General features: G+C 60.8%; 12 protein-coding genes and 1 tRNA gene. 5 read left to right on the top strand and 8 right to left on the bottom strand.

Annotated features, from left to right (window positions below):
• Nucleotides 1-4: 4 nt before the first annotated feature.
• Nucleotides 5-100 (top strand) — tRNA-Sec (locus AACY19_RS22590).
• Between the two features lie 170 nt (nucleotides 101-270).
• Here AACY19_RS22590 and AACY19_RS22585 read toward each other — a convergent pair.
• The 3 genes from AACY19_RS22585 to AACY19_RS22575 all read right to left on the bottom strand — a co-directional run bounded on the left by AACY19_RS22585 (nucleotide 271) and on the right by AACY19_RS22575 (nucleotide 4118).
• Entirely contained in the window at nucleotides 271-630 is a 360-nt protein-coding gene (locus AACY19_RS22585; protein ID WP_339453825.1) for a DUF6124 family protein, read from the bottom strand.
• A 548-nt stretch (nucleotides 631-1178) separates the two neighbouring features.
• Nucleotides 1179-2474 carry an OprD family porin gene (locus tag AACY19_RS22580; protein ID WP_339453824.1) on the bottom strand — a complete coding sequence of 432 codons (1296 nt, stop codon included), beginning with the start codon at nucleotides 2472-2474 and terminating at the stop codon, nucleotides 1179-1181.
• A 261-nt stretch (nucleotides 2475-2735) separates the two neighbouring features.
• Complete coding sequence (locus AACY19_RS22575; RefSeq protein WP_339453823.1) at nucleotides 2736-4118, bottom strand: aspartate aminotransferase family protein; 1383 nt, start codon at nucleotides 4116-4118, stop codon at nucleotides 2736-2738.
• 157 nt (nucleotides 4119-4275) lie between these two features.
• Between AACY19_RS22575 and AACY19_RS22570 the strand changes: the two genes are divergently transcribed.
• The gene (locus AACY19_RS22570; RefSeq protein WP_339453822.1) at nucleotides 4276-4881 is read left to right on the top strand and encodes a TetR/AcrR family transcriptional regulator; all 606 of its coding nucleotides are present in this window, start codon (nucleotides 4276-4278) and stop codon (nucleotides 4879-4881) included.
• 18 nt (nucleotides 4882-4899) lie between these two features.
• On the opposite strand, the gene AACY19_RS22565 is transcribed toward AACY19_RS22570, so the two are convergent.
• A complete protein-coding gene (locus AACY19_RS22565) occupies nucleotides 4900-6177 on the bottom strand; it encodes an OmpP1/FadL family transporter (RefSeq protein ID WP_339453821.1) in 1278 nt (425 codons plus the stop codon).
• A 238-nt stretch (nucleotides 6178-6415) separates the two neighbouring features.
• Between AACY19_RS22565 and AACY19_RS22560 the strand changes: the two genes are divergently transcribed.
• From AACY19_RS22560 to aspT, 3 genes are all read left to right on the top strand, one after another.
• The gene (locus AACY19_RS22560) at nucleotides 6416-7531 is read left to right on the top strand and encodes an AI-2E family transporter (RefSeq protein ID WP_339453820.1); all 1116 of its coding nucleotides are present in this window, start codon (nucleotides 6416-6418) and stop codon (nucleotides 7529-7531) included.
• Nucleotides 7532-7607: 76 nt separating this feature from the next.
• On the top strand, nucleotides 7608-9221 hold the full coding sequence (locus AACY19_RS22555) for a mechanosensitive ion channel family protein (RefSeq protein ID WP_339453819.1): 1614 nt from the start codon (nucleotides 7608-7610) through the stop codon (nucleotides 9219-9221).
• Nucleotides 9222-9245: 24 nt separating this feature from the next.
• Nucleotides 9246-10937 carry an aspartate-alanine antiporter gene (aspT, locus tag AACY19_RS22550; protein WP_339453818.1) on the top strand — a complete coding sequence of 564 codons (1692 nt, stop codon included), beginning with the start codon at nucleotides 9246-9248 and terminating at the stop codon, nucleotides 10935-10937.
• Between the two features lie 10 nt (nucleotides 10938-10947).
• Here aspT and AACY19_RS22545 read toward each other — a convergent pair whose 3' ends face one another.
• The 4 genes from AACY19_RS22545 to AACY19_RS22530 are packed head-to-tail and all read right to left on the bottom strand — an operon-like array spanning nucleotide 10948 to nucleotide 16679.
• Nucleotides 10948-13044: an HlyD family efflux transporter periplasmic adaptor subunit gene (locus AACY19_RS22545; RefSeq protein ID WP_339453817.1), complete on the bottom strand. Its 2097-nt coding sequence runs from the start codon at nucleotides 13042-13044 to the stop codon at nucleotides 10948-10950.
• Nucleotides 13044-14390: an efflux RND transporter periplasmic adaptor subunit gene (locus AACY19_RS22540; protein WP_339453816.1), complete on the bottom strand. Its 1347-nt coding sequence runs from the start codon at nucleotides 14388-14390 to the stop codon at nucleotides 13044-13046. The genes AACY19_RS22545 and AACY19_RS22540 overlap by 1 nt, the downstream gene beginning before the upstream one ends.
• Entirely contained in the window at nucleotides 14387-15160 is a 774-nt protein-coding gene (locus tag AACY19_RS22535; protein WP_339453815.1) for an efflux RND transporter periplasmic adaptor subunit, read from the bottom strand. Before AACY19_RS22535 ends, AACY19_RS22540 begins: the two co-directional genes overlap by 4 nt.
• Entirely contained in the window at nucleotides 15141-16679 is a 1539-nt protein-coding gene (locus AACY19_RS22530) for a TolC family protein (RefSeq protein WP_339453814.1), read from the bottom strand. The genes AACY19_RS22535 and AACY19_RS22530 overlap by 20 nt, the downstream gene beginning before the upstream one ends.
• Between the last annotated feature and the right edge of the window lie 32 nt (nucleotides 16680-16711).

Below are 16711 nucleotides of genomic sequence, written 5' to 3'. Positions count from 1 at the left end.
TCAAGGAAGGCAATCGCGCCCGGTGGCGCGGCCGGGCTTCAAACCCGGTTGGGGACGGCATCCGTTCCCGGGCAGGTTCGACTCCGGCTGCCTTCCGCCATTTCTTCTACACGACGACCGCGATCCATTGTGGGAGCGAGCCTGCTCGCTCCCACAAAATCGGCGGTGGAACCGCAGCCTCGTGAGCGACACGAATCCCTGTGGGAGCGAGCCTGCTCGCGAAGGCGTCGGCACTGCCAGCGCCTTACTCAGAGTCCGTCGCGAGGCCCGCTACTGCGGCAACTCCAGATTATCCATCACCCGATTCACCGCCAGTTCGCCGAGCATGATCAACTGCGCGATACCCAACAACGTTCTGCGCTGCGACGCGGGGATGAGATGAGCAAAGTCATGGGCGATGGTTCTGGCCGAAGCGAGTGTTTCGCAGGCATCGACCAGCAGTTCCTCGTTTTTGAAGTCGGCGGTGACGGCGTACATTCGGCGGGTTTTACGCGGCGGTGGCGTGGATCCGGGTGGGCAGAGATAGTGATCGAGCGCGCGTTCAGCGGCGTCGTTGAGCTTTTTTGAATCTAGGGATTCGTAGGGGGAGGCGAGGTCGGATTCGGGTGGGTTGGGTGTTGGTTTGATCATCGGTAAAGCCTCTAGAGTAGTGAAGCTGACACCGTTCGCTGCTAACGAAGGGGGTGGCGGCTGTACGCGGGTTAGCAGACCAGGACTCTAGAACCCGGCGCACCGAAGTGCCCCACGCAAAGCCGCCATAACGGCAACGGACTTTGTGCGTCTAGAGTTAACCCGGGCTGCTAAACCCGATCGCTGAAGTAATCAGCGACCGACCCACAATAGAACCCGACCCCAAGGCGCACAAGCCGGCGGATTCTGGCGTAGCTGTAGGCAATGGCGCAAGGATGTGTAGCCTTGAAGGCGTGTCTGGAGGTGTCTTTTAAACACCTGAGTTTAAAAGGCGATTTGCGCTGATCTCACTGGCCCCTTCGCGAGCAGGCTCGCTCCCACAGGTTCGGCGGTGTAAACACAGCCTGATGATCGACGCAGAAACCTGTAGGAGCGAGCCTGCTCGCGATAACGGTGTTTCAGTCAGCGTGAATGTTGCTGAAAAGACGCTATCGCGAGCAGGCTCACTCCTACAGGGGATAGCGTTTCAAATCGGGATGGGCGGTGGGTTAGAGACCCAACGGGTACTGGATCACCACGTAGATCCGGTCAATGTCATCGCCGGCCTGCGCCTCATTCGCCCGGTGTGAAACATGCGAGAGCTGCACCGTCAGATCCTTCGCCGCGCCCGATTGCACGACGTATTTCAAATCGACATCGCGTTCCCAATGCTTGCCGCCGTCGCCTTGCTGCGGCTGGTAACGGCCGCTGTCAGGATCGAACGGGTTGTAAGCGCCGCCCTTGGGCGCGTGGGTGCCGTCGATGTGGCTGCCGGTGACGTAGCGGGTCATGAAGGTCAGGCCGGGGATGCCGAAGGCACCGAGGTCGAGGTCGTAGCGCGCTTGCCAGGAGCGTTCGCCAGCGCCGTTGAAGTCGGCGTATTTGATCGAGTTGGCGAGGTAGATCGAGTCGCCGCCGACGAAATCGAACGGCGTGTTGCCATTGATCCGTTGCCAGCCGAGCATCACGCCGTGTGGGCCGAACGTGTATTTGCCGCTGAGGCTGAACGCGGTGTTGTCGATGGCGCCGGCCAGTGCCCGACCGGTATCGCGGGTGCGGTAGAGGTTGGCGTCAAGCAGTACGCCGGATTGCTTGAAGTGCAGATTGCCGTAGTACTGATGCCAAGCGTCGCTGAGTTCCGATGCATACAGCGAACCGCCGACGGGGCTGTCGCCAAACAGATCCGCGCCGAGGAAGCTGATCCCGCCGGCTTCGGTATTGGCGCCATAGCCATAGAAGTCGCCACGACCGGAGGAACTGTCCTGGTTCTTGAAGGCGGTGAAGTGTCCGGCGACGAGATTCACGTTGTCGATTTCACGGCTGTTTAATAAAAGTCCGGTGGCGTATTCCGGTTGCAGGCGTTTGTCCGAGGTATCGAAAACGGGCGTTTCCACGGTCATTTCACCAAAGGCGAGGGTGGTGCGCGAAACCTTCAATTTGAACGCGCCGCCTGCGTCGGAGTAATTCGATTCGCTACGACCGCTGCTGTCGACCGGTAACAATCCGGTGCCGGAATGTCCTCTGCCACCATCGAGTTTCAGGCCGAGAAAGGCATGGGCATCGACGCCGAAACCGACGCTGCCGGGCGTGAAGCCCGAGGTGAAGGTGCCGATAAAACCTTGCGCCCATTCCTGTTTGTAGTTTTTGCCGGCGGGCGATGGCGAGCGGTAGTCGTTGCTCAGGAAGAAATTGCGGCTGAGCACTTCGGTTTTCGAATCGTCGAGAAAACCACTGGCGCTGGCGGTTGCCTGCATACCGCAGAGCAACGTGAGCAAGCTGAGACGCGATGGGGTGCGGTCGATCATGGTCGTTGGCCAGCAATTGAGTTGGCTGAATGATCGAGGGATATCGGGCAACAAGATTGAGCCGATGTGCTGAATTGCACTGACGCCATCGCCAGCAGGGCTAGCTCCCACAGGGTTTTGTGTCGGTCACACAATCCGGGGGCAACTCGGATCACTGTGGGAGCTTGCCCTGCAAGCGATGGCGGTGGGTCATTCAACATCCATGTCACAGAACCACCGCTTTCGCGAGCAAGCTCGCTCCCACAGGAGATGGAGGGTGGTTTACAGGACGCCGTACTCACGGGCGGTGCGATCCACGGCGATGCGCGTCTTGTCGATCAACTCATCCAGCTCCGCGCGGGTCGCGACCAGCGCGGGGGCCATGATCATCCGCCCCAGCGTCGAGCGAATGATCAAGCCCTCCTCAAATCCAATCGTGCGGCAGCGCCAGGCGATGTCGTTCTCGTTGGCAAAACGCTTGCGGGTCGCCTTGTCTTCAGCAAACTGCAACGCCGCCACCAGCCCCACGCCCTGTATCTCGCCCACCAACGGATGGTTGCCGAACACTTCGCGCAGACAGGTCTGCAGATACGGGCCGGTGTCGTTTTTTACCTGTGTGACGACGCCTTCATCGCGCAATGCCTTGAGGTTGGCGATGGCCACCGCTGCGGCAACCGGGTGACCGGAATAGGTGAGGCCATGGGCAAACACGCCACCTTTTTCCACCAGTGCCTGGGCCAAGCGCCGCGACAGAATCAAGCCGCCCATGGGGATGTAGCCGGAGGTCAGGCCCTTGGCGATGGACAGCGTGTCCGGCTCAAAGCCAAACGTCTGATGGGCGAACCATTCGCCGGTGCGACCAAAGCCGCCGATCACTTCGTCAGCACACAGCAGCACGTCATATTTACGGCAGATGCGCTGAATTTCCGGCCAGTAAGTGGCGGGCGCAATGATCATGCCGCCCGCGCCCTGGAAGGGTTCGGCAACGAACGCGGCGACCTTGTCGGCGCCCAGTTCAAGGATTTTGTCCTCCAGTTGCTGCGCAGCCTTCAGGCCGAATTGTTCTGGAGTCAGATCACCTTCGTGGGCAAACCAGTACGGCTCATCGATGTGCGCGACATCGGGAATGGTGCCGCCCATTTCATGCATGAACTTCATGCCGCCCAGCGCCGTCGCGGCAAGCGTGGAGCCGTGGTAGCCGTTCCAGCGGCCAATCATGATTTTCTTTTCGGGCTGGCCCATCACTTGCCAGAACTTGCGCACGGTGCGGATCAGCACTTCGTTGGCTTCGGAACCGGAGTTGGTGTAGATCGCGTGGCTGTAGTGGTTGGGCAGCAGGCTGAACAGCAGCTCCGACAGTTCGATCACCTGCGGGTGAGTGGTGTGGAAGAACATGTTGTAGTAAGGCAGTTGCTCCAGCTGCGCACTCGCGGCGGCGGCCAGATCCTTGCGCCCATAGCCGAGGTTGGTGCACCACAGGCCAGACATGCCATCCAGATAACGATTGCCGTCGTTGTCCCACAACGCCAGACGATCCCCGCTGACCATCACCCTCGGGCCTTCTTCGTTGAGGGCTTTCTGGTCGACGAAAGCGTGAATGTGGTGGGCGGCGTCGGCGTCCTGATAGTCGCGGGTGCTGCGGTTCGGGTCGAATTCGGCGGGCATGACTGATCTCCAGGGGAAATGGGCAAGCAGGTGCGTTCATTCCAGCGGTGCACGGCCAATATTTGTCACTTAAAAATATTTTTGTAAAGAAAATATTTGTCGTTGAAAAAAGATATCCGTAGGCTGAGCAGCATTGGCAAGGATCATCAGAGGCAACATGAGCGGACTCAGAGAGCGGCAGAAGGAACAGCGCAGACAGGTCATTGCCGAGGCGGCGCTTGAGCTGTTCAAGACCAACGGTTTTGCCGCGACGACGCTGGATCAGATCGCCGTCCAGGCTGGCGTGTCCGCGCCAACGGTGGTGAATTACTTTGGCGGCAAACAGGACATTTTGCTCGCCCTGCTCAAGCAACCTGACGAACAGGCCATGCGCGAAGCACGGGCCAATCTGGACGATGACAGCGATCCGCTGGAGGCGCTGTGTGAGTTCGAACAGTTGATGACGGATTACCAGTTGCAAGCGATGCCCGCCTCACTGTGGCGCGAGTTGGCGCCGTTTCTACTGACGGGGGAGTTGGCCGAGGCATTGAGTCCGTGGAACGCGGCGGTGGTGGAGGAAACGAGAGCACTGGTTGAACATTTTCAACGGGCGGGAAAAGTGCGTGAATCGATTGAGGTCGATGTGGTCGCGACGCTGTTCAACCAGTACGCGAACATGGCGTTTATTCGTCTGGCCACCCAGGAAACGCCCGACAGAGCCGCCCATGCACTGCACATGCGCGGCGTCCTCAACCTGTTATGTAACGGCATGCTGAAGCACTGACGGCGATCACGCCATCAATCAGAATCGCCAGGTCACGCCGCCGCCGACAATGTGCAGGGCGCTGTTTGGGTAGCTCCCGGACAACGTCTGGCCGTTGCGCTTGGTTTGCTGCACGTCCATATCACCCAGCCAGACCAGCGTGTAATTGAGGTTGATGTCGGTGTCTTCGGCCAGTTTGTAGCTCAGGCCGGTCGCCAACCGCCAGGTCTCGTTCATCGGGTTGTCGACGGTGCGATCCTTGTCTTTGACGGCGGTGCTGTCGTAACCGATGCCCATGTTCCAGCGCAGTTTCGGGCTGATCTGGTTTTGCGCCCCCAACGAAAAATGCCAGGTGTCCTGATATTTGCGATTGACCGAGCGCGAGGCATTACCTGCCGCTGTGTCTACATTGACGCCGATGTCGGCAAAGTCGCTCCAGTCCTGCCAGTTCACGGAACTGAGCAGGGTCCATTGTTCGTTCAACTGGTGGACGATGCTCAGGGTTGCGGTCTGCGGAATGTTCATGTCGATTTCCAGCTCGTCGACATCCAGCCGCGACAGGGCCAGATTGAGCAGCGGATTACGCACCCCATGGGTGGAAGGCGAGTCCTTGAACTCCATCTTGACCTTGCTGGTGTAGGCAAAACCGACGGTGGTGCGAGGGTCCAGTTGATAGCGCAGACCGAGGTTGATACCGACCCCTGTGTCGGTGTCCTTGTATTGCAGGTTGCCATCCTCCTGAAACGGCTCGCCGGGCAGGAAGGCGTTATTGTCGATGGCCATTTTGGTGTAGTAGTAGCCGTAGACCAGGCGCGGGCCGATGCCCATCGACAGGTCGTCGGTGATTTTGTAAGCGAAGGTCGGCTGCATCGAGATGCCGATCAATGTGGATTCCTGAGTGAAGTAGCGCCCGGCCCAGTCATCGTCGTACTTCACGCTCAGACCAAAATTACCGTACACGCCGAAACCGACACTGGCGCGATCATTGACCTCATGGCTGATAAAAAAGCTGCTGCCCGGCAGGATCGGCAGCGGATTGCCGCCTTCGTTGCCGGCAAAATCATTGTCGCCATCGCGTTCAAAACCCAGACCACCGAACACCGCCTGACCGGTCAGGGTGATTTGCGTACCTTTGAGCGCCGCGATGCCGGCCGGGTTGCTCATCAGCACGCTCGGATCAGTGGCCAGTGCCGCCGAGCCGGCATTGGCCAGCCCGGCGCCTTCCTGACCCGCTTCATACAACTGAATGCCACCGGCCAGAGCCTGGCCGACACTTCCGGTCAAGGCAAGAATCATCAGTGAATGCGTGGATCTCATCCGGAACTTCCTTATAAACGGAGACTTGCATCAGGTTTAGACGCGAATCGGCAATCCCACCAGCCACTGATGCCATTCAAGGGTGTCCACCTGCAGGCGATCAGGTTGTTCCCGAGCATTTTGTCGGCGGCGTTATAAACCGTCAGCGACCAGAGCCGGGGCTGAAAACAAGACGACTGTGCAGATGTGTTCTAGGCTCAGCGCATCGCCGAAATTCGGCATCGGGGAGATATCCGAAATGGAAGAAAAGCCGCTCATTGCCTTCAACAGTTCCAGGGCTTTGCTGGATGTGCTGATTCGCGCCGGGTTGATCGCCGCCCTGGTGCTGTTTTGCTTTGACATCTTCCATCCGTTCCTCAACGTGATGCTCTGGGCGCTGATCCTGGCCGTCACCCTGTACCCATTGAATCAAAAACTCGGGGCCAAACTGGGCCATCGCTATGGCTGGGCAGCGATTGTACTGGTGTTGCTTGGCTTGCTGATTCTGATGGTGCCGTTGAGCCTGCTGGGGGCGTCGGTCGCCGACTCGGTGAAAGCCGGCATGCACACGATGGAGGCGGGGCAGTTCGAGATTCCGCCACCACCGGCCAGCGTCGAGACCTGGCCGTTGATCGGTGCGCCGGTTTTTGGCATCTGGCAGCACGCGTCGCAAGACCTGAGTTGGGCCTTCAAGGAACTGGCGCCGCACCTGACCAGTTGGGGCAAAGTGTTGCTGCACCAGGCCGCCGGCGTCGGTGCCGGGATTGTGGTGTTTGTCGTCGCGCTGATTGTCGCCGGGCTGATCATGACCCACGGCGAACGCGGTCATCGCACCGCCGTGGCGATTACCACACGGATTTCCGGTCCGGTACGCGGCCCGCAGATTGCCGAACTGTGCACCTCGACCATACGCGCGGTGGCACAAGGTGTGGTCGGCATCGCCTTTATCCAGATGCTGTTGATCGGCGTCGCGCTGGTGATCATGGGGGTTCCGGCGGCAGGCATTCTGGCCTTGATGGTGTTGCTGTTGGGCATCATGCAATTGCCGGTGCTGTTGATTACCGTGCCAGTGGTGATTTATGTGTTCGCCCACGATGGCGTCAGCGCCGGTACGATCATTTTCACTGTGTGGACCATCATCGCCGGACTCTCCGACAACGTGCTCAAACCGCTGCTGCTGGGGCGTGGCGTGGCAGTGCCGATGCCGGTGGTGTTGATCGGCGCGCTGGGCGGCATGGTCACCAGCGGCATCATCGGCTTGTTTACCGGGCCAGTGATCCTGGCCGTCGGCTATGAGTTGTTTATCGGTTGGGTGTATCAACCGGCAGATGTTACCCGGGTGCTCGACGCCGGGAGCGAAGAAACCCTGCCGTGATCTGGCATCCATTCATCGCTCGACTACGCTGGCTTACGTATCCCTCTCTGACACCCGGGCGTAAGGAAAAAAGCGCATGCGAAACAGGCTGCTGGCGGTATCGATGGTGGTGTTCGCAGTGCTTTGGAGCGGGCTCGGCTGGGCCGCCGATGAAGCGACAAAAACGGCCGATGAAGCGGTGGAGCTCAAGGTCGCCAACCGCAGCGTCATGTTGTTTCGCGCGACGATCCTTGGTGAAGCGCCCGCCTCGCGAGTCAAACGGGCGAAGAGGGTCATCAGTGAGGCGCTGGAAGAGGACGGTGGGCTGAACATCACCACCGACTCGATCCAGAACAGCTACATGGTGCTGATCGGCGACAAGCGTGCATTCATCGTCGCGCCGCAGGATGTCGACAGCCTGGCCTATTCGTCGGTGCAACAGGCAGCCGAAGGCGCGGCGGAGAAACTGCGTCAGGTGGTCAGTGAAACCCGCGAAGCACGCAACCTCGACATGATGCTGCGCTCGTTGGCGCTGGTGGCCGTGGCCACGCTGATTTACCTGGGTCTGCTCTGGTGCCTGGCCTGGCTGCGGCGCAAGTTGCTGGCCAAACTTCCGGCCCTGATGGATCGCCACACCCAGGCGCTGAAAGTCGGGCGGGTGCAACTGATCGACTCGAATTTTCTCTATCCGCTGGTCAGTCGGTTGCTGTTGCTGCTGCGCTGGCTGGTGATTCTGCTGCTGACCTATGAATGGCTCGGCTTCGTGCTGTCGCGGTTTCCTTACACTCGTCCATGGGGTGAAAGCCTCAATAACTATCTGTTCGAACTGGCCGGTTATCTGCTGCAAGGTATCGTTGGCGCCATTCCCGGGCTGGGCGTGGCGCTGGCGATTTTCTTCATTGCCCGTGGCATCACGGCGTTTACCCGACGCATCCTGCGGCGCATGGCCATGCCGGGCACCTTCAGTTGGCTGAACCACGAAACCCTGCAACCCACCCAGCGCCTGACCGCTTTGGCAATCTGGCTGTTTGCCCTGGCAATGGCGTATCCGTATCTGCCTGGTGCGGGCACCGATGCCTTCAAAGGCCTGTCGGTGTTGATCGGTTTGATGATTTCCTTGGGGGCGACCAGCGTCGTCGGGCAGGCTGCTGCCGGGCTGATCCTGACCTACACACGCACCTTGCGCCCTGGCGAGTTCGTCAAGATTGGCGAATACGAAGGCACCGTCACCGAGCTGGGCATGTTCACCACGCGCATCCGCACCGGGCTGGGTGAAGTGCTGACGCTGCCCAACTCGATGATCACCGGCACCGTCACCAAAAACTATTCGCGCACCGTGCAAGGCCCCGGTTATGTCGTCGATACGGTGGTGACCATCGGTTACGACACGCCGTGGCGCCAGGTCGAGGCGATGCTGCTGGAGGCGGCGCAACGTACACCGGGGATTCTTGAAGATCCGCCAGCGCAGGTATTCCAGACGGCTTTATCGGATTTCTACCCCGAATATCGCCTGGTGGCGCAAGCGATTCCAAGCCAGCCACGCCCGCGCGCGGTGTTGCTGAGCATGCTTCACGCAAATATTCAGGACGTATTCAACGAGTACGGCGTGCAGATCATGTCGCCGCACTATCTGGGCGATCCGCAACAAGACAAGTGGGTGCCACGGGACAAGTGGTACACCGCACCCGCGCAAGAACCGAAGGATCAGTGACCGTCGCTCAAGGGAGTTTGCCCCATGCTGGAATTCATCCTCCACGCTTTACGCACTGATCCTGAAATCGCGGTGTTCCTGGCGATTGCTCTGGGCGTGTTCGTCGGCCGTATCCACATTGGCAGCTTTCATCTGGGCTCGGTGGCGGGCGCGTTGCTGATGGGGCTGCTGATCGGCCAGATCGGTCTGGAAGTGCCGACCGGCCTGAAGTCGGTGTTTTTCGTGATGTTCATCTATGCCGTCGGTTTCAAGAGCGGGCCAGAGTTTTTCGGCAGCCTCAATCGTGGCACGCTGAAACTGGTACTGCTCTCGGTGGTGCTGTGCGCCACGGCGCTGGGGGCGATTCTGCTGATGTACTCGGTGTTCGATTTCGACGCCGGGTTCACCGCCGGGCTCGGCGCCGGGGCGTTGACCGATACGGCGATCATGGGCACCGCAACCAGCGCGGTCAATCAACTCACACTCGACGCGGCCGCCAAGGCGCAGCTCAACAGCCACATGGCGATTGCCTATGCGATCACCTATCTGTTCGGCACGATAGGCCTGATTGTCTTCGTCGGCAGCATCGCGCCGAAACTGCTCGGCGTGAACCTGCGCGAATCGGCGCGAGAGCTCGAACTTGAGTTGGGCATCGCGAAGGAAGAAGACGCGATCACCGTGCCGTACACGCGCATGGTGGTGCGTGCTCATCAGGTTGCGGAGAACGGTCAGGCCGCCGGTTTGCGCATCATCGATCTGGAAAAGCCGCACGAGTCGCTGACCGTCGAGCGCGTCATGCGCGCCGGCAAAATCATCGAGCGCGACGAAGACTTCATGCTCATGGCGGGTGACATTATCGGCGTTTACGCCTTGCGCGATGCGGTGGGCAATCTCAGCCACTGGGTCGGGCCGGAAATCGATCATCTCGATGCCTTGTCTTTTCCGACCCGTCAGGTGGACATCGTTCTGACTTCGGCAGAGTTCGCCGGCAAAACCATCCATCAGGCCAAGATGCACCTGGCCAGCGACGGGCGCCTGGGCTGCTTCGTCAACACCATCAGCCGTCAGGGCTACGACTTGCCGTTGCTGCCCAACACCGTGCTGCGCCGTGGCGATGTGATTACGCTGACCGGGCGCACCGTCAGTGTTGAAATGATCGCCAAACGCCTGGGCCGCATTCGCAAGAACAACTATAAAAGCGATATCGCCATGCACACCCTCGGCATGGTGCTCGGTTCACTGCTGGGATTGTTGTCGACCCACATCGGCATGATCCCGGTGGAGCTGGGCATCGGCGGCGGTGTGTTGGTCGCCGCATTGGTGATCGGCTGGTACAACTCGCGCCACCCCGAAATCGGTGCATTGCCACCCGCGGCGCAATGGGCGTTTTCCGAGTTCGGGCTCACCGCGTTCGGCGCAGTGGTGGGTTTGCTCGCCGGGCCGGCAGCGTTTGCCGCGATGAAAGAGCAGGGCTTGGCGCTGTTGCTGTCCGGCGCGGTGGTGACGATTGTGCCGCCGCTGGTGGCGCTGTATTTCGGCCGCTACGTGCTGCGCCTGCACCCGATGATTCTGTTTGGCGCACTGGCCGGGGCGCAGACCGAAGCGGCGTCGATGAACAAGATCATCGAACAGTCCGGCAGCAACACGCCGGTCATTGGCTTTACGGTGTGTTACGCGATTTCCAATGTGCTGCTGGCGGTGTGCGGGCCGATCATTGTGTTCGTCGCCGCCGGTTAAAAAGCACACATCAGAAGCCACTTTCGCGCATCAACACCGCCAACACATGGGTCGCACCGTCGCCGAGCAAGCTGCGCCGTTCGCCTTCGATCTTCAGATGCCCGCGAGTCTCGCGCAGGCTCGGCAACGGTTCATCCAATTGAATCAACACCTGAAACAGCGCACTGCTGGGGATCAGCGCGTGTTCGGCATTGGTGGTCGGCACCGGGCCGCCGAAGCGTGAAGACAACATGCGGTGTGACAACTGACTGGCGCGGGTGCTGCCGATCTGCACGACACGACCGGATCGCGGCGTGGTCTGGCCGTCCGGGTAGAAGCGCACCTGATCGCCGGTGGCCATGCGATGCACCTGATCCTGCGCCACATAGGCGTCAACCTGCCAACTGCGCGGATCAATCAACATGCCCAGCGATTCCTGCCGACCGACCCATTGCCCGGGCTTCCAGTCCGGATTGACGTCCAGCCACACGCCGGCGAACGGCGTTTGCAGGTTCAACCGGGCGATTTCCGAGCGGGCGGCGCGGGCCTCTTCGAATTGCACATTGAGGCGCTGACGAGTGACGGCGTCTTCGGCCAATCCACCGGGGGCGGCGATCAGTCCGGACAGCCGCGCCTCATAGCTCCGGGCGCTGGCTTCGCTGGTTTGCAGGCGCGAGGCAATGTCCGGTTCGTCAAGGGTGATCAGGGTTTTCCCGGCCTTGACCGGGCCTTCCGGGTGAATCGATTGCAGGCGCGCCGGGTAGGGCGCATACACGCGCAACTGGTGTTCGGTACGGGCCACGCCAACCGCATCGATCTGCGTGCGCCACGGGATCGCCAAGCCCACCAGAATCGCCAGCAGCACGGCATAAAACGCCAGTTTGCGGCGGCTCGGAATCGCCGCGCGGTTTTTCCACCAGTGACCCAATTCGCGCATTACCGGCATCGCGATAAACCACGACAGTTCGACCATGAACAGAAAAATCCCCAAGACCTTGAAGAAAAACAGATAGACCGCCAGCGCGATCCCCAGAAACAGCACCAGCCGATACAGCCAGGTCATGATCGCGAAGGTCACCAGCAAACGCCGCTGGCCGGTCGCAAACGTCTCCGGCCACTCTTCCTGCAAACCCAGCAGATGGCGCCGCAGCGTCACCCGCGCGAGTGCCGAGGCGCGCTCGTGCAGGTTGGGGAAATCCAGCAGGTCGGAAAGGATGAAATAACCGTCGAAACGCATGAACGGACTGGCATTCAGCGCCAGTGACAGCAGCCAACTGGTGGTCGCCAGATAGAGCAGGGCATTGCGCAACGCGCCGGGGTCGCACAACGCCCAGCCCAACGTCGACAAGCCGGCCAGCGACAGTTCGGTGACGATCCCCGCCGAAGCAATCGCCAGGCGTTGCCGCGAGCGACTGAGTTTCCAGCTCTCGCCGGTGTCGGTGTAGAGCATCGGCCACATCACCACAAACGCGATGCCCATGTGCCCGACGCGCAGGCCCAGGCGCGTGGCGACCAACGCATGGCCGAGTTCGTGCAGGGTTTTCGCGACGATCAGCGCCAGGGCAAAACTGAACAGGCCTTCGGTGGAAAACGATTCCACCACGGCACTGGTGAACACGTCCCACTGCTGCAACACCAGAATGATCCCGAGCACGCTCAGGCTCAGCACCATAATCCCGGTCAGTGGATGAAACAGCCAGCCCAGCGCCCGCGCCAGATACTGCAACGGTTGTTGCGGGCGCAGCAGCGGGATGCGGAAAAACAGATAGTGATGCAGCCACCAGCGCCACGTCAGCCAACTGCCTTCTTCGCTTTTGCTCTTGAGGCGCTCAAGGGCGGCAGGGCCGGCGCGCAACAACTGATGCTGTTCGAGAAACTGACGGAAGTCGAGCACCTGTTCGACGTCCGGTTTCAGCGCGGTGCCCTCGGCGATCTGCTCGCTGATGGTGCGTGGCGACTGACCCCAACGCAGCAGGCATTCGAACTCCAGCCAGCCAATGCGATAGAAACGATTGATCACCGTGTCCTGGATCACCCACGCCGGTTCGCCATTGCTGCCATGGGCCGCTTCGCTCAGGCGCAAGTCTTCGCGCAGGGGCGGTACGGGCAGATCGGCCGGGTCGAGCATTACCAGCCACTCCACGCACGCAGCGTCGCCAGCGGTCGACGCAGCAGGTAATAACCGAGCATCACCCGCCCGCCGTAGAGCTTCGCCGTGCCGTGCAGGCCGAGACGCGCATGCTCCGGTGCGCCGTCGATGCTGGCGAGCAGACGATAAGCGACCAGCCCTTCATCGCTGGGGCGTGCCTGATAACTGGTTTCGAGGATCTGCCCCTTGAGCGGCGTCAGCGGATACGCGGTGAGGAACAAGGTGACCTCGGCGCCCGGTTCCAAAGCGATTGCATCGGCCACGGCCAGTTGAATGAGCATCGCCGGTTGTGTCGGGTCGGCCACTTGCATGATCCGCTCGCCGGTGACCACCGGTTTGCCCAGCCAGTCGTTGGGGTCGCTGAACACCGCGACGCCGCCTCGGGGCGACAACACCTGAGTGCGTTTGAGCTGTGCCTGCACTGCCGCCAGTTCCGCCCGGCGTTGTTGAGCGCGACCGGCGAGCAAGGTCAGTTCGCTTTTGCTTTGCGGGTTGTCGAACGCCCGCTGACTGGCCGCTTGCAACTCGGCATCGGCGACGGCGACTTCCTTGTCGAGCACTTCGGCGCGGCTGCGCAGGGTCGTTTCATCGAGCGAGAACAGCGGCGTCCCGGCATCGACGGGTTGATTCGGACGCACCTGAATCTTTTCGATCACGCCATCGATGGGCGAGCTGATGATCTGCGCCTGCCGCGAGACGATTTCCGTCGGAGCCAATGCGCTTTGCCGCACCGGCAACAGCAGCAGCGCCGCGACCACGATCAGCACCAGCAGCCATTGCTTGCGATTGGGCCGCCAGCGACTGAAACGCTTGCGCCGGGTCAGCGCCGACCAGCAATACGCCCACGTGGCGATCAACCCTGTGAGGTGTTGCCCTAACAGCGCCGGGGGTTCTTGATCGAGCAGAATGACCAACAATCCCAGACGTTGACTGTCACGATCCTGCACCGGCACGCACCACAACCCCGACGGCCACCATTCGTTCCAGCCTTCGGCGATGTCGGCGGGCGGATTGGCGGTGTCCTGAGCGATCCACACCGGCTCAGCGTCGGGCACCTGCGCCGCAATCCAGCGACTGGCCCGGCGCAACCAGACCAGATACGGCGAGTCCTCGCTCGGTCGCGACAGCCCCGAGACGTTCAGCAATTCCAGCGACGACTCGCGCTGGGCAAACACCAGTGCCTGATGAAATTGCAGCAACGGGTACAAATCGTTGGCCATGCTGAACGCCAGGCTGTTCAGCGAGTCAGCGGCCAGGGCTTTGTCCCGCAGCGCATCGAGTTCGAGCAACAGGTGAGGGTGCGGCAGCGGCTCGTTCATCGTCATGGGCGTGCGACTTGGTCAAATTGCGCAGTGCCGCTCATGCCCGCCATCAAGTCGGGGTATTTGTTGTCGAGCCGGGCTTCCAGTTCTACGGTTTGCGCCACGGCATCGACCCGAGAATTGATGCCGCTGACATGGGCCGGGTAGGTCTTGCCGGTTTCGTGGATGCTGACCTGCAGCGGCAGACCCGTTTTGAGGTCTTTGAGCAAATTGGACGGCACGTTCAGCCTGACTTTCAAGGCACCGTCGCTGACCAGATCGAACAACGGCGTGCCTGCCGCGACGGTTTGATACGGCTTGACGTAGACCTTGGCTACACGCCCGGAAAACGGCGCGAGCACCTGACAATAACCGCTCTGCGCCGCACCCATGGCCCTTGCGCCGTCGGCCTTTTGCACTTCGGTGTTGGCCATCGACACTTCAATGTCGCCCACCGCGTTGAGCTTGCGCAGTTGCTGTTTTGCCTGCAGGTTCTGTTTCGCCATCGCCAGTTCGGCCGCCGCAACTTTCGCGCGTGCTTCGGCCTCACTGCAATTGAAGCGTGCAAGCAATTCGGACTTGCTGACCTGCTCGCCAAACCCGGCTTTCAACTCACCCAGGGTGCCGGCCATCTGGCTGGAGAGGGTGGTCTCCAGTTCAGCGGCGAGCAGCACACGAATGGCACTGGCACTTTCCAGGGCGGGGGCCGCAGGACTCTCTTCGGCGTGGACGGGCAAGATCAGAGTGGCCAACAACAGGGCCCCGAAACGGGACTCAAGGGCGATTTTGCGCATTCGGCGTTCCTTGCGATGTGGCGGCGAGCAGACGTTGTTGTTCTTGTTCATTCAAGGTGCGCTGGATTTCCCGGGCCAGCGTCTTGATGTCGTGTTGCGCGATTTCCTTGGGCAGCACGTCCAGGCCCACCGAGTTGTACATCCGCCCCCACGCGGCTTGCGCACCGGAAAACGCCGCTTCACGCTGATAGCGCGAGAGCAGATAACGGCCCTCGGAGCGAATCACTTCCAGTTCCGAGCCCAGCGCTCCGGTTTTCGCCGCTTGCGCGTAGTCGAGCAGGCTGCGGTCGACGCGCAGGCTGTCTTCAGCGAATTCGACTTCCTGACGGGCCAGTTGATAGCGCAGTGTGCCGACGCGTACCTGCGTGAGAATCGCCATCGACAGCGCCACGCGCCGGGTGTCATCGGTTTCGCTCTGGGACTTTTGCGCCGCGTTCAACGACGGCAATTGCAGCAGGCGAATGAGGTTCATCGACACTTGCAGGCCGGTACTCATCCAGTCGTTGTTGTAGAGGTATTTGTTGGAGTCGTACTTGTAGCCGAAATCGACGCTGACGTTCGGCCACAGCTGTGCCTTGGCGATTTCCAGATCCTTTTGATTGACGCGTTTGCGATACCACTCCTCCATGATTTCCGGGCGGTTCTCCAGCGACAGCTGTTCCAGCCGCGCCATGCTCTGGCGGACTTCTGGCAGCGGCGGGTCGGGCATGTCGGCGAGGATCATTTTCGAACCGGACGGCAGCGACATCAGCGCCGACAACTCGGCCTGAGCGAATTCGAGATCCTGGCGGCGCACGGTCAGCAGGTAGATCGAGTCGAGGAGGGCGCGTTGATAGGCGAGGATTTCCTGACGCGGCAGCAGGCCTCGGGTCTCGGCTTCACGGGCCGAGGTCAGGGCGGTGTGGGTGCGCATCAGCAGCTTGTCGACTTCCGGCATCAAGCGCTGGGCACCGAGTGCGCGCCAATAAGCGTTGCGCACGTCCTGCAGAACGTTCTGGGCGACTTTGCGCCGGCGTTCTTCGGCCATCAGGATCTGATCGGACTTCTGCTGGGTGCGGTAATAGGCGACGCCGAAATCCAGCAGGCTCCAACTCAAACCCAGGCCATAGACTTCGCGATAACGTTCTTCCGAGGTCGATGGGCGCAAGCTGACCTGACGGTCCTCGATGCCGATAGAGGTGCCGCCGGAGTCGTTGTCACGCCCGGCATACCCGGCGGAAGCGACCAGGCGCGGGAGCATTTCGTGGCTGGAGACATCGCGCAGGTCCGAGGCCAGTGCGCTTTCCATGAGTTTGAGGCGGTAGTCGAGGTTGTATTTCAGCGCCCGCGCCGCCGCTTCGTAAAAGGTGATCGGCGCGGTCACCGGCTCCTGGCCGGAATACATGCGGGACTGGTCAGCGATGATGCGCTGGCGGTTTTCTTCATCGGTGGAGGGTTTGGGCTCCGTTGACGAGCAAGCACTGAGCAACAGTGCAGAAGCGATGGCGGTACTGAGAAGCCGGGTCGCATGTAGTCGCATGTTCATTCCTTTGCATTCTTGAAATTTTTTCA

This window comes from Pseudomonas sp. EA_5y_Pfl2_R50, from assembly GCF_963970475.1.
Classification (GTDB): Bacteria; Pseudomonadota; Gammaproteobacteria; order Pseudomonadales; family Pseudomonadaceae; genus Aquipseudomonas.
The sequence above is the reverse complement of the archived record's forward strand: the minus strand, read 5'-3'. Positions and strand labels throughout refer to the sequence as shown.

Coding starts and splice junctions, on each gene's coding strand:
- AACY19_RS22585 (WP_339453825.1), bottom strand. CDS start 630: ATGATCAAACCAACACCCAACCCACCCGAATCCGACCTCGCCTCCCCC.
- AACY19_RS22580 (WP_339453824.1), bottom strand. CDS start 2,474: ATGATCGACCGCACCCCATCGCGTCTCAGCTTGCTCACGTTGCTCTGC.
- AACY19_RS22575 (WP_339453823.1), bottom strand. CDS start 4,118: ATGCCCGCCGAATTCGACCCGAACCGCAGCACCCGCGACTATCAGGAC.
- AACY19_RS22570 (WP_339453822.1), top strand. CDS start 4,276: ATGAGCGGACTCAGAGAGCGGCAGAAGGAACAGCGCAGACAGGTCATT.
- AACY19_RS22565 (WP_339453821.1), bottom strand. CDS start 6,177: ATGAGATCCACGCATTCACTGATGATTCTTGCCTTGACCGGAAGTGTC.
- AACY19_RS22560 (WP_339453820.1), top strand. CDS start 6,416: ATGGAAGAAAAGCCGCTCATTGCCTTCAACAGTTCCAGGGCTTTGCTG.
- AACY19_RS22555 (WP_339453819.1), top strand. CDS start 7,608: ATGCGAAACAGGCTGCTGGCGGTATCGATGGTGGTGTTCGCAGTGCTT.
- aspT (WP_339453818.1), top strand. CDS start 9,246: ATGCTGGAATTCATCCTCCACGCTTTACGCACTGATCCTGAAATCGCG.
- AACY19_RS22545 (WP_339453817.1), bottom strand. CDS start 13,044: ATGCTCGACCCGGCCGATCTGCCCGTACCGCCCCTGCGCGAAGACTTG.
- AACY19_RS22540 (WP_339453816.1), bottom strand. CDS start 14,390: ATGACGATGAACGAGCCGCTGCCGCACCCTCACCTGTTGCTCGAACTC.
- AACY19_RS22535 (WP_339453815.1), bottom strand. CDS start 15,160: ATGCGCAAAATCGCCCTTGAGTCCCGTTTCGGGGCCCTGTTGTTGGCC.
- AACY19_RS22530 (WP_339453814.1), bottom strand. CDS start 16,679: ATGCGACTACATGCGACCCGGCTTCTCAGTACCGCCATCGCTTCTGCA.